Origin of the sequence: Amycolatopsis sp. NPDC021455 (assembly GCF_040640995.1) — a bacterium.
GTDB lineage: Bacteria > Actinomycetota > Actinomycetes > Mycobacteriales > Pseudonocardiaceae > Amycolatopsis.
Genome location: NZ_JBFACT010000014.1, coordinates 1 through 13,074 on the forward strand (window position 1 = coordinate 1; position 13,074 = coordinate 13,074).

Below are 13,074 nucleotides of genomic sequence, written 5' to 3' on the forward strand. Positions count from 1 at the left end.
CCTTCGAGGACGCCGTCTCATTTTAGTCCTCGCAGGACAAGCGCCCGAAGCGTTCCTCGGAGGTCCCAGCCATGAAGGAAGGTAGTCCTATCAGCGCCCGGGTGGTGGCCGCGCAGGAGGCGCGCGACCTGTGGCTGAGCGGGCGGGCGCCGGTGCTGCTGTTCGCGTTCAGCCTGCTGGTCAGCGCGATCACCTACTTCACCGCGATCGACCAGACGCTGAACTTCCTGGAGCACAAGGAAGCCGTGAACTTCACGCTGCAGATCGCGGTCGGCGTCGGTGTCCTCGTGACGCTGGTGGTCAGTGCCGACGGCATCAGCGGCGAACGCGAACGCGGCACGCTCGAATGCCTGCTGCTCACCCCGGTCCCGCGGCGCTCGATCGTGCTGGGCAAGCTCGTCGCCGCGCTTTCGGTGTGGTTCGGCGCCTTCGTCGTCACCGTGCCCTACATCTGGGTGCTCGGGAATGGCATTTCGCTGGTGGCCGGCGCGCTCGTGCTCGCCCTGACCGTCGGCACCGTCCTCGCCGCCGGGCTGGCCGCGGCCGGCCTGCTGATCAGCTCGGTGTCCGGCAGCAACAAGGCCAGCCTGGCGATCAGCCTGTTCGTGCTGCTCGCCCTGTTCGCGCCGACGCAGCTGCCCGGCGGGCTGCCGCGCGGCTGGTTCTTCGACGTGCTGACCCGCGCCAACCCCGTCGCGTCCGGGCTGCACTACGTCGGCCTGGTGCTGGTGGGCGGGCACGCGTGGACGCGCGATCTCGGCTACCTCGTGTCCCCGGTGGTCCTGCTCGTGCTGGCCACGGCCGTGCTGACCGGGTGGAGCCCGCGGCTGGTCCGGCTGTTCCCGGGGGTGCGCGCGGCATGACGAAGACACTCCTTCTCGTGGTGGGCCTGCTGTTCGCGCTGGCCTCGCCCGCGGCCGCCGCCGACGTCGGCTTCGACCGGGCCGCCGTCGCGATGTCGGTCGGCGAACGGGTGACGCTCACCAGCAAGGTCGGCAACCCCGGCGCCGGGCCCAGCGGGCAGATCCTCGCCCACCTCAACGTCGTCAGCCTCACCGACAGCGTGTACGTCGACCCGGAGGACTGGTCGTCGGAGCGCAGCCAGGTCATCGAGGACCTCGGGCCCGGCGAAACCCGGACGTTGAGCTGGTCGATCCAGGCCGTCGACGTGGGCAGCTTCGCCGTCTACGTCGTGCTGATTCCCGACGCCGGCCGGGGTCCCCTCGTGGTCAGCCCGCCGGTGCACCTGGACGTCGCCGGAAAACGGACACTCGACGCCGGCGGCGCGCTGCCGGTGGTGCTCGTGGTGCCGGTGCTGCTCGGCCTCGGCGCGGGCGCGATCCGGTATCGACAGGCGAGAAACCGCTGATCAGCGCGGTAAACTGGGGGATGCCCGTGGCGCCTTCGGCCGCACGCGTGCTCGTCGTCGAGGACGAGCGCACGGTCGCGGCCGCCCTCGCCGAAGGGCTGCGGCACGACGGGTTCGCCGTCGAGACGGCCGGGGACGGCCTGGTCGCGCTCGACCTCGGCCTGAACGGCCGGTACGACCTGATCGTGCTCGACCTGATGCTGCCCGGGCTCGCCGGGCTCGACGTGTGCACGCGGTGGCGGGCGGCCGGGGTCGGCACGCCGGTGCTGGTGCTGACCGCGCGCGACGGCGAGCAGGACCAGGTGCGGGCGCTGACCCTCGGCGCGGACGACTACCTGCCCAAGCCGTTCTCCTACCGCGTGCTGCTGGCGCGGCTGCGGGCCCTGCTGCGCCGGACCGGGCCGCGGGACGCGATGAGCCTGGTGGCGGGCGACCTCGTCCTCGACCGGGCCGCGCGCACGTGCCGCCGGGGCACGGCGGAGATCGACCTGACACCGCGCGAGTTCGCGCTGCTGGAACTGCTGATGTCCCGGCCGGGCCGGGTCGTGCCGAAGGCGTTCGCCCTGGAACGGGTCTGGGACGGAGTGCTGGCCGCCGGCGAGACGAACGTGCTGGAGGTCTACATCGGCTACCTGCGGCGCAAGGTCGACCTGCCGTTCGGGCGGCACGCGATCGGCACCGTCCGCGGCACCGGCTACCGGCTCGATCCCGATGGCGGATAGGAGATCCGGCACGGTCCGGGTCCGGCTGACCGTGCTGGCGGTGCTCGTCGTGGGGCTCGGCCTGCTGGCCGGCGGCGCGGTCGTCGTCACGCTGGTCCGGCAGAACCTCACGGCCAACGCCGAGAACGCGGCGGAGCAGCGGGCCCGCGACACCGCCGCCGAGGTGGCCGCAGCGGGGACCGGACGCGTACCGCTCGGGACGGCCTTGGTCCAGGTCGTCGACCGTGGCGGCCGGGTGGTCGCGGCGGGGACCGCGCTGGCCGGGCGCGGCCCGCTGCTGCCGGGGTGGCCCGACGGTTCGGGACCGGTGATCGTCGAAAACCCGGGCATCGAGGAGGACCACGACTACACGGTCGCGGGCGTGGCGGCGACCGGCTCGCTGGCCGTCTACGCGGCGAGTTCGCTGGACCCGGCCGCCGAAGCGGTGGACGCGACGACGTCGGCGCTGGCGGTCAGCTCACCGGTGCTGCTGGCCGGGATCGCGGCACTGGCGTGGCTGCTGGTGGGCCGGGCGCTGCGGCCGGTGGAGGCGATCCGCCACGAGGTGGCCGGGATCGGCGCCGGCGAGCTGTCCCGGCGGGTGCCCGAACCGGCGACGGCGGACGAGGTCGGCCTGCTCGCCCGGACGATGAACGCGATGCTCGGCCGGCTGCAGTCGTCGGCCGAGCGGCAGTCCCGGTTCGTCGCCGACGCCGCGCACGAGCTGCGGAGCCCGGTGGCGGGCATGCTGGCCCGGCTGGAGGTCGGCCTGGCGCACCCGGACCGCACGGACTGGCCGCGGCTGGCGCGGGACAACCACCAGGAAGCGGCGCGGCTGGCCGCGGTGACGGACGAGCTGCTGGCTTTGTCCAAACTGGACTCTTCTATGTCTGCCACTGGGCCGGTCGACCTGGACGAGCTGGTACTCGCGGAGACCGAGTCGCTGAGCGCACGCGGGAAGGTGCGGGTCGAGCTTTCGCCGTTCACCCCGGCTCGGGTGCCGGGCCGGGCGGGCGAGCTGCGGCGGCTGATCCGCAACCTGCTGGACAACGCCGAGCGGCACGCGACGTCCCGGGTGGTGGTCGGACTGTCCACCGAGGACGGTCACGCGGAGCTGGTGGTGACCGACGACGGCGCGGGCATCCCGGCCGCGGACCGCGAGCGGGTGTTCGCGCGCTTCAGCCGCCTGGACACGGCCCGCACCCGCGACGACGGCGGCGCGGGCCTCGGCCTGGCGATCGTCCGCGAAGTCGCGGCCGGCCACGGCGGGTCCGCCTGGGTGGCCGACTCCCCCGGCGGCGCCGAGGTCCACGTCCGTCTGCCCCGGGAGACCTGAGCGCCCCAATGTGGCGTTCGGTGCGTCCAGCGCACCCAATGTGGCGTTCGGTGCGTTGGACGCAACCAACGCCACATTGGGGCGCTTTGTTGCGGGCTAGGGGCGGCAGCTCACCGAAGGGCGCGGTCGCCGCTGCGCGGCTGCATAAGCCGAGCGGAGGTCGGCGATCACGCGGTCCGGCCGGGTGCGCAGATGGATCGGCAATGTCTGCAGGAAGACGATTCCGGCGGCGGTGTAGCGGGCATTGCGGGCGAGGGTGTCCGAATAACCGTCTCCCTCGCCGTGCCACGTGCGGGAATCGATCTCCCAGGCGAACGCGATGTCATCGCACCAGGCGTCGGGCTTGGCGATGAAAGTACCCCGCTCGTCGAAAACCCGGACGTTCCATTCGGCCGGTGGCAGGCCGGCGAGCTTCCAGATCTCCCAGGCGTCGGCCTCGGCGATCGATTGCGCACCACACAGGATGGCTTGCAGGGCACGGCGAGGCAGTGCCGAGCCGCGTTGGCTGCCAAGCCGGAGTTCCTTGTCGAGTTGATCCGGAGTACAGCGATTGCGTTGCACAGCCTCGGTGAGCAACCCTTGCACGGCATCGAAATCCCGGATCCGGCGTGCCGCGTCCAGGGCGGCGCGATACACCGGTGCAACCGGCAGGCCGCCTCGGGAGATCGGAGCGGGCATCCGGGTCGTGCGTTCGACGAGGACGAAGCCGCTGCTGGTGATCTCCCGCTCGTCCGAAACGAGGATGTGCACGTCACCTGGCTCAGGGAACTGCTCCAACCCGTGTCTTCGCAGCGCCCACAGGCCCGTGAGCATCGCGGTGTCGCCGCCGCGCAGGAGTGCCGCCCGCAAGCGCTGTTCGTCGGTTGGTTCGGTGGAGCGCAACAAGATGATTCCCGGCAGCAGTCTCCGCCATGGGCCGCCGGGCAGGCAGCGTCGATAGATGCTGCTGCGTTGCATGCCGATCTCCTCCAGGTCGGCGGTGCGCACTACGTCCGGATTGGCTTTGTGGCCGACCACCAGTGGGTGTCGGGCCCAGGTCCCCCTCTTCACCTTTCCAGGATCACCACAACGGCCGGCAACAAGCCAGCTCAGGATGTTGCGAACGGTCCGTTGACGCCCTTTCCCGGCCACGATCACCCGTTCGGGACGTCCCGGCTCATGCGCCCCAATGTGGCGTTCGGTGCGTCCAGCGCACCCAATGTGGCGTTCGGTGCGTTGGACGCACCCAACGCCACATTGGGGCGTTTGGGCGCCGCGGGAGAGCGGGAGTCAGGGGCCCTGCAGGGGAGCCGAGTCCTTGTAGACCGGGTGGGTGGCGCGGCCGTGCTCGTCCAGTTTGCGGGTTTCCGCCCGGGCCTTCGCCAGGTCGGCCGGGCTCAGTGTCGTCCGCTCGACCAGGACCAGCGTCTCGCCTTCGGGGTCGCCGACCGCCTCCACCCGGACGTTGCCGATGCCCGGGGCGTACGACTTGCGCTGGACGCCGGAATCCGGGGCCAGGGGGCTGCGCTCGTCCACCACCCGGACCTGGTCGTAGCAGCCCACCGGGACACAGGTCCGGTCGGTCGCCTTGACGTCCTTGGCGCAGTCCAGGAAGTCGACGTCCGGGGACGAGCCCTGCAGCACCTCCGGGGTGCCGATCTGCACCTTCGCCGGGACCTGGATGCCCGCCTCCGCGCGGGAGAGCCCGGCGATCCATGTGCTCGGCGCGCCGGTGAACTTGCCGCCCTGGTACTCCTCCGGGTACTCGCCGAAGTTCCACACGTTGCCGCCGTCGTCCTGGGCGAAGAACGCCAGCTCCGCCTCCGACACCGTGTTCTTGTCGGTGTCGACGTCCCAGGTGACCAGGTTCGGGACGCCGTCGATCACCTTGGTCAGGTCGGTGACCGTGAACGTGATCCGGTGCGGCAGCACGCCGCCGCCGCGGTTGGCGCGGCCTTCCAGGACCATCCGGGTCCCCGGCACGAGCGGCATCCACTGGCTGGTGATCTTCGTCGGCTGGGAGAACACGTGCGGGTCCAGGGCCGGGATGTGCACCGGCCCGCACGTCGGCACCGCGACCGCCGGCTTCACGGTGGCGGAAGTCGAAACCGGCGCCACCCGCGAAGTGGTGGGAGGCGCAGGCGCGGGCGACGACGACGGCGCGGGAGTCCCGCACCCGCCCACCACGAGCAGCGGGACGGCCGCGAGGAGGCTAAACGTGCTGCGGCGCATCGGATTCCTCGATCCCGGCGGGCCGCGAGGCCCGGCCGAAGCGCAGGTACAGGGCAGGCAGGACGAACAGGTTGAGCAGTGTCGAGGTGACCAGGCCGCCGGCGATCACCACGGCCATCGGGTGCTCGATCTCGTGCCCGGGGATGTCCCCGGCGACCACCAGCGGCAGCACCGCGAGCGCCGTCGCCAGCGCGGTCATCACGATCGGCCGCAGCCGTTCGCGGGCCCCGCGCAGCACGAGGTCGAGCCCGAACGGCACGCCCTCCGCCTCTTCCAGGTGGTGGAAGTGGCTGATCATCATGATCCCGTTGCGCGCGGCGATGCCGAAGACGGTGAACAACCCCACGAGCGCACCGAGCGACAGCACCCCGCCGTTGACCAGCGCGGCCAGGATCCCGCCGACGACGGCCATCGGCAGCGCGAAGAACGCGAGCACGGTCATCCGCCAGTTGCGGAACGCCGACTGCAGCAGCAACAGCACCGCGATCGCCGCGCCGATCGCGACGAGCAGGATCCGGTCCTGCGCGGCCTGCCGCTCCTGGTACGTGCCGAGCAGCTCCGCGTGGAACCCCTGCGGGTACTGGATGTCCTTCAGCTTCTGCTCGACGTCGCCGACCACCGCGCCGAGATCCCGCCCGCCCACGTCGGCCAGGACGTCGATGCGGCGCGCGGCGTTCTCGTGGCGGATCGCGTTGGGCACCGGGACGACGGCGACGTCCGCGACGTCACCCAGCTTCACCTGGCCGCCGGACGGCGTGTCCAGCAGCAGGTTCTGCACGTCGGTGACGCTCCGGCGGGTCTGCGGGGTGCTCCACACCTGGACGTCGTAGGTCTTGCCGCCGCGGTAGATGTCGCCGACCTCCTCGCCCGCGACCAGCGTGCCCGCGGCCCGGCGCACGTCACCCGGCTTGAGCCCGTACTTCTGGGCCTCGTCGAGCTTCACCGTCACCTGCAGCTGCGGTTCGTCCTGCTGCAGCTCGACCTTCGCGTCCACAGTGCCCTCGACGCCGGCGATCGCGTTCTTGACCTCTTCCGCCTTGGCGCGCATGGTCTCCAGGTCGGTGCCGAAGATCCGCACGGTGATCGGGTTGCTCGACCCGGTCAGCACCTCCTCGATCCGTTCGGCGAGGTAGGTCTCGACGTTGTGGAACATCCCCGGGTAGCGGTTGACGACGTCCTCGACGGCTTCGAGCGTGCTGTCGTAGTCGACGTCCGGGTCGATGCTGATCCAGTTCTCGCCGAAGTCCACGCCGGCGATCTCCTCGGCGAGGAACGCCTGCCCGATGTGCGAACCGAAGTTCCGCACCCCCGGGATCTCGCGCAGGTCGTGGCTGACGCTCTCGACGATCCGCCGTTCTTCGGCGAGCGACGTGCCCGGCTTCGTGATCCAGTGGATCAGGAACCCGCGTTCCTTGAACTCCGGGAACAGCGACGCCCCCAGCAGCGGGAACACCGCGATCCCGGCGATCAGCAGCACCCCGGCCCCGGCGAACGCGCGCCGCGGATGGCGCACGACCCGGCTCAGCAGGGCCGTGTACCGGGGTTGCAGCCAGCGCACCACCGGCGACTCGCGCCGCTCGAAGTTGCCTCTGCGCAACAGGATCAGGCACAACGCGGGTGTCACGGTCAGCGCCACCGACATCGACGCGAGGATCGCCAGCGCGTAGGCCAGCGCCAAGGGCCGGAAGAACGCCCCCGACAGCCCCGGCAGCAGGATCACCGGCGTCACGGCGGCGACTTCGATCGCCGTCGCGTAGATGATCGCCTTCCGGACTTCCAGCGACGCCGAGAGGATCACCTGCGCGGTCGCCCCGCGCGTGGCGCCCGGATGGCCGGCGCGATGCTGTTTCAGCCGCCGGTACACGTTCTCGACGTCGACGATCGCGTCGTCCACGACGTCGCCGAGCGCGATCACCAGCCCGGCCAGGATCATCGTGTTGATCGTGTAGCCCGCGGCGTCGAGGATCAGCCCGACCGTGATCACCGAGAGCGGGATCGCCACCACGCTGATCAGCGCGGTCCGCCAGTCCCACAGGAACAGGCCCAGCATCAGCACCAGCAGCAGCGCGCCGATGACCATCGACGTCGTCAGGTTGCCCAGTGCCGACTGGATGAACGTCGCCGGCCGGAAGATCGTCGTGTCGATGTCGATGCCGCCCAGACCCGGGCGCATCTCGTCGATCGCCTGCTCGACGCCCTTGTCGATGTCGAGGGAGTTGCCCCACGGGAACTTCTCCACGACGAGCATCAGGCCGGTGCCGTCGTTGATCACCGCGTCGCCGATCAGCGGCGGGTGGTCGCGCACGACGTCGGCGACCTCGCCGAGCCGCACCGGCGCGCCGTTGGTCCGTTCGACGGCGACCTGCGCGAGGTCCTTCGTCGTCACGATCGGCGGGAGGTTCTGCAGGCCGAGGCGCTGGTTCGGGGTGTCGACGAACCCGCCGGTGCCGACGATCGCGCCGTCGGTGAACTGCAGCAGCCCGGAGTCCACCGCGTTCGACGCCGCCTCCATGACCTGGGTGAGCGTGACGCCCTTGTCCTTCAGGCGTTTCGGGTCGACCTGCACCTGCTGCAGGTCCAGCCGCTCGCCCCAGATCGCCACGTTCGCCACGCCGGGGACGCGCAGGATCCGCGACCGCAGCGTCCAGTAGGCGATGTTCGACAGGTCGAGCAGGCCGACGGTCTTGGAGCTGACCCCGATGTGCATCGCGCGGCTGGTCGCCGACAGCGGCGGCCGGATCACCGGCGGCGCCGCCCACGTCGGCAGCTGGTGGGCGACGGTGCCGATCCGCTCGGACACCAGTTGCTCGGCGTTGAGGACGTCGGTGCCATCCTTGAAGATCATCTCGATCGACGAGACGCCGGAGACCGACTTGGACCGGATCGTGTCGATGCCCGCGACGCCGTTGAACGCCTGCTCGAGCGGCACGGTGACCAGGCTTTCCACCTCGGTCGCGTTCAGCCCGACGCACAGCGTCTGCACCTCGACGCGCGGCGGCGCGAACTCGGGGAACACGTCCACCGGTGCTTTCTTCAGCTGCAGCGAGCCGAAGAACAGCAGCGCGCCGGCCAGCGCGAGTACCAGGAACCGGCCCTTGAGGCTCGACCCGACGATCCACCGCAGCATCGCACGTCTCCCCAGGTCACTCGCCGATTTCGGCTTCGGCTCCGAACAGTTCCGCCGCGCCGACGGTCACCACGGTCGTGCCGGCGGGCGGGCCGTCGGCGAGCACCACGCGGTCGCCGGTGATCGTGTCGACGACGAGCTTGGCCCGCTTGAAGACCAGCTGCGCCGACGTCGCGAACACGTAGGCGTCGCCCTTCGCGTCGTACAGCAGGGCCGCGTACGGGACGACCTTGCGCGGCACGCCGTCGATGTTCTGCTCGGTGATCGTGCCGGTCTGCAGGCCGATCCGCTCGGCCGCGTCGGCGGTCAGCGTCACCGAGGGGATCTCCCCCTCGGGGACCTGCTCGACGACCGCGGGCGCCTCGTCCGGGCCACCGGCCGACGTCCCGCTCGCGGTCGCGCAGCCGGCCATGGCCAGGCCCGCGGCGATCACGGCGACGCCGGTCCGGACGTGGTTGCTGATACGCATTTCGCTCCTCTCCGCGGACTCAGGCTTGTTCATCCACTGTGGACACTTCGGCTTCCGCCGGCTCCCCGCGCCGGGCCCCGAAGACCAGGTACAGCGCCGGGACGACGAACGCGACGAGGACCGTCGAGGTGACCAGCCCGCCGAGCACGGCCACCGCCATCGGGTGCACGATCTCCAGCCCGGCCGCGGTGCCGAAGAACAGCACCGGCAGGAAGAACAGGCCCAGCGCGGCGGCGGTCGCGACCACGCCGCCGAGTGCCTCGTGCGTGCCGCGCACGACCAGCCCGGGGCCGAACTCCACGCCGTCGTCACGCAGGCGCCGGAAGTGCCGGATCAGCGTGACCGCGCCGCGCGCGGCGACCCCGAGCACCAGCAGCAGGCCCGCCAGGGAGCCGAGCGACAGCCCGCCGTCCACCAGGACGGTCAGCAGCAGCCCGCCGGAGAGCGCGAACGGCAGCGCGACGAACGTGAGCCCGGCCAGGCGCCAGCTCGCGAAGGCGGCCTGCAGCAGGAGGAACACGCCCAGCGCGGCGGCGACCGCGACCGCCAGCAGCATGTTCTGCGCGGCCTGCTGTTCCGCGTGGTCGCCGAGCAGCGCGGCGTGGTACTCGAGCGGGAACTGGACGTCCTTGAGCCGGCTCTGCACGTCGGCGGACACGTCGCTCACCGACCGCCCGGACACCGACGCCGTGACGTCGATCCGCCGCGAGACGTCCTCGCGCTTGATCACCGTCGGCTTCGACCCGATGGTCACGTTGGCGACGTCGCCGAGCCGCACGTGCCCGCCGCTCGGGGTGTCGAGCACGAGGTCGCGCACGCTGGAGAGGCTGCTGCGGGTGGCGGGCGTGCCGCGCACTACGACCTCGAAGATCTTCTGGCCCTCGTACAGGCTGCCGACCTCGGTGCCGTTCACCAGCGTCGCCGCCTCGCGCCGGACGTCACCCGGCTTGATCCCGACGCGCGCCGCCGCGGCGAGGTCGACGTCGACGAGCATCGTCGGTTCCTCGTCCTGGGTCTCGATCCGCGGGCCGACGATGCCGGAGACGCCGCCGAGCAGCGCGCGGACCTCGTCGGCCTTGCGGTGCAGGATGTCGATGTCCTGGCCGTAGAGCCGGACCGTAACGTCGTTGCTGTCGGTCGCGAGGATCTCCGCCGCGCGGCTCTCGCCGTAGGTCTGGACCTGGCTCTTCATGCCGGGGTAACGGCTCACGGCGTGGCGGACCGACGCGAGCGTCGCGTCGTAGTCGGCGCCGGGTTCGAGGGTGAGCCACAGCTGGCTGGAGTTCGTCCCGACCACCTGGTCGGCCAGCACCGCGCGGCCGACCTGCACGGCGACGTTCCGCACGCCGCCGATCCGCTTCAGCTCCTCGCCCGCGCGCCCGCTGATGCGGTTCATCTCCGGCAGGGAGGTCCCGGCCGGGCCGTTGAACTGGACCAGCACGTCCGGGTCCTTCGCGGCCGGGACGAGCGAGCGCGAGACCAGCGGGAACAGGCCGATCCCGGCGACCACGACGACCAGCGCGCCGATCAGGATCGGGCGGGGGCGGCCGAGCGCGCGCGAGAGGAAAGCTGCTTCCCGCACGGTCCGCCGCGGCGCCGGCCGGAGCAGCAGCATCCCGAGCACCGGGGTCAGGGTCAGCGCGACCACCAGCGACGCCAGCACGGCGGCGCCGTAGGCCAGCACCAGCGGGAGGTAGAACGTGCGGGCCTGGCCGTCGAGGAAGAACACCGGGACGGCGGCCAGCAGCGCGATCGCCGTCGCGAAGACCGCCGAGTTCCGCGCGGCCAGGCTCGCTTCCACGACCAGCTCGGCTCGCGACTTCCCGTCGTCGCCGAGGCCCAGCCGGATCTCGCGCAGGCCGGTCAGGACGTCGTCGACGACCAGCCCGGCCGCGGCCACCAGCCCGGCGACCGTGAGCAGGTTGACCGTGGCGGCTGCCGCAGTGAACAGGCTCAGCACGAGCCAGCCGGCCGCCAGGGACAGCACGAGCGAGATCGCGCCGGCCAGCACGCCCCGCCACGAGCGCAGCGTCAGCGCGAACACGGCCAGCAGCAGGATCCCGCCGATCAGCAGCCACAGCCCGACGTTGCCGATCGCCGAATCGAGGAAGGTCGCCGGCCGGAACACGCCGGTGTCGACGTCGACACCCTGCAGGCCGGGGCCCAGGTCGCCGATCGCTTCGTCGAGCCCGCGGGTGACGGCGAGGGTGTCGGCACCGGGGAACTTCTCGACGACCAGGACGAGACTCGGTCCACTGTGGACGGCGGCGTCGCCGATCAGCGGCTGGTGGTCCTTGACCACGGTGGTGACGTCGCCGAGCTTGACGATGCGGTTGGGCGTGTCTTCGACGGTGACCTTCGCCAGGTCCTCGGCCGAGGAGATCGGCGACACGTGCTGGATGCCGAGCCGCTGGTTGTCCGTGTCGAAGAAGCCGCCGGAGCCCGGCGTCGACGCTTCGAGGAAGCTCAACGGCGAAACCCACATCGCGTTGCCCGCGGTCTGCAGCACCTGCGCGACCGAGATGTCGGAGGCGGCCAGCTTCTTGGGATCGACCTGGACCTGCAGCTGCTGGTCGCGCTGGCCCCAGATCGACACGTTCGCCACGCCGGGCACGCCCATCAGGCGCGGCTTGATCGTCCACCGGGCGAGCACGGACGTGTCGATCAGCGACAGCGTCTTCGGGGTCAGGCCGATCATCATCACGCGGCTGGACGACGACAGCGGCTCCAGCATGATCGGCGGCTTCGACACGTTCGGCAGGGCCTTGGCCTGCGTGATGCGTTCCTGCACGACCTGGCGTGCCTTCAGCGGATCGGTGCCGGGCTCGAACACCAGCGTCAGCGAGGACAGCCCGGGCAGCGACTCCGAGCGGATCGTCTTGAGCCACGCGACGCCGTTGAGCAGGTCGGCCTCCAGCGGCACGGTGATCAGCTGCTCGATCTCGGCCGCCGACAGTCCCAGCGCCTCGGTCTGCACCTCGACCGAGGTGGGCGAGAACTCCGGCAGCGCGTCCAGCGACGCGGCCCGCAGCTGCGTGAAGCCGAAGGCCAGCACCGCGACGGCCGCGACGATCACCAGCAGCCGCAGCTTCACGCTCTGAGCGACGATCCAGCGCGTCATGGCAGGGCCCCTCCCGCACGATTGGCCTTCAATTGCGCCATCGCGGCGGGCACGGCCGCATCGTCAAAGTTGAGGAAAGCCCGTTCGTTACCTGGTGTCCCGGCCGGCTTCGTTGAGCACCGCGACCGCGGCCAGCTGCGAGCGGACGTCGAGCTTCGCCAGGATGGACCGGATCTGCGCGCGCACGGTGGTCAGCGAGACGGCGAACTCCGCGGCGACGTCGGCGGCGGCGTGCCCGGCGGCGAGCCGGGTGAGCACCAGCCGTTCGCGGGCGGACAGCCGGGCCAGTCCCTGCCGGAGCTGCTCGTGGCGCAGGTGCGCCGACAGGTGCAGCCGCACGAGCTCGTCGCGGACGGCGGGCGCGAGCACCTCGCGGCCGTCCGCCGCGTCGGCGACCACCGCCACCAGCCGCTCGAACGGCTCCCGCTTGCCGACCCAGCCGATCGCGCCACGGGCGACCGCCGCGGCGATCGGGCGGCGGTCCTGGCAGGCGGTGACGACGAGCACCGCCCAGCCGCCGTCGCGCAGCGGGTCGATCAGCTCCAGCCCGGACGTGTCGCCGAGGTCGAGGTCCAGCAGCGCGAGCCCGGGCGGGTGCTTTCGCACTTCGGCCAGGATCCCGGCCCGGTCCGTCACCGGGATCCGCGCGGCGTCGACCCGCTCGGCACGCAACGCCACCACCAGGGCGGTGCTGACGAGCGGATGATCGTCGATGACCACGACCGGACGGCGGACCATGG

10 protein-coding genes are annotated in these 13,074 nt (G+C 71.5%); 4 read left to right on the forward strand and 6 right to left on the reverse strand.

The genetic code is table 11. From position 1 onward, the window contains the following. Window positions 1-71: 71 nt before the first annotated feature. From AB0G28_RS18785 to AB0G28_RS18800, 4 genes are read left to right on the forward strand one after another with little or no spacing between them, the layout of a single operon-like run. A complete protein-coding gene (locus AB0G28_RS18785) occupies window positions 72-863 on the forward strand; it encodes an ABC transporter permease subunit (protein WP_361089876.1) in 792 nt (263 codons plus the stop codon). After that, entirely contained in the window at window positions 860-1,369 is a 510-nt protein-coding gene (locus AB0G28_RS18790; protein ID WP_361089879.1) for a hypothetical protein, read from the forward strand. The genes AB0G28_RS18785 and AB0G28_RS18790 overlap by 4 nt, the downstream gene beginning before the upstream one ends. Window positions 1,370-1,389: 20 nt before the next feature. Continuing rightward, a complete protein-coding gene (locus AB0G28_RS18795; protein WP_361089882.1) occupies window positions 1,390-2,091 on the forward strand; it encodes a response regulator transcription factor in 702 nt (233 codons plus the stop codon). Beyond that, window positions 2,081-3,406, forward strand: a complete 1,326-nt coding sequence (locus tag AB0G28_RS18800) for a HAMP domain-containing sensor histidine kinase (protein ID WP_361089884.1) — start codon at window positions 2,081-2,083, stop codon at window positions 3,404-3,406. The genes AB0G28_RS18795 and AB0G28_RS18800 overlap by 11 nt, the downstream gene beginning before the upstream one ends. Window positions 3,407-3,502: 96 nt before the next feature. Here the strand turns inward: AB0G28_RS18800 and AB0G28_RS18805 are convergent, their stop codons facing one another. From AB0G28_RS18805 to AB0G28_RS18830, 6 genes are all read right to left on the reverse strand, one after another. Next, a complete protein-coding gene (locus AB0G28_RS18805; protein ID WP_361090332.1) occupies window positions 3,503-4,288 on the reverse strand; it encodes a hypothetical protein in 786 nt (261 codons plus the stop codon). A 387-nt stretch (window positions 4,289-4,675) separates the two neighbouring features. Next, complete coding sequence (locus tag AB0G28_RS18810; protein ID WP_361089887.1) at window positions 4,676-5,476, reverse strand: hypothetical protein; 801 nt, start codon at window positions 5,474-5,476, stop codon at window positions 4,676-4,678. 121 nt (window positions 5,477-5,597) lie between these two features. Then, window positions 5,598-8,744: an efflux RND transporter permease subunit gene (locus tag AB0G28_RS18815; RefSeq protein ID WP_361089890.1), complete on the reverse strand. Its 3,147-nt coding sequence runs from the start codon at window positions 8,742-8,744 to the stop codon at window positions 5,598-5,600. A gap of 16 nt (window positions 8,745-8,760) precedes the next feature. Continuing rightward, a complete protein-coding gene (locus tag AB0G28_RS18820) occupies window positions 8,761-9,213 on the reverse strand; it encodes a hypothetical protein (RefSeq protein ID WP_361089893.1) in 453 nt (150 codons plus the stop codon). Window positions 9,214-9,232: 19 nt separating this feature from the next. Continuing rightward, on the reverse strand, window positions 9,233-12,334 hold the full coding sequence (locus tag AB0G28_RS18825) for an efflux RND transporter permease subunit (protein ID WP_361089896.1): 3,102 nt from the start codon (window positions 12,332-12,334) through the stop codon (window positions 9,233-9,235). A gap of 87 nt (window positions 12,335-12,421) precedes the next feature. Further along, window positions 12,422-13,072: a response regulator gene (locus tag AB0G28_RS18830; protein WP_361089899.1), complete on the reverse strand. Its 651-nt coding sequence runs from the start codon at window positions 13,070-13,072 to the stop codon at window positions 12,422-12,424. Between the last annotated feature and the right edge of the window lie 2 nt (window positions 13,073-13,074).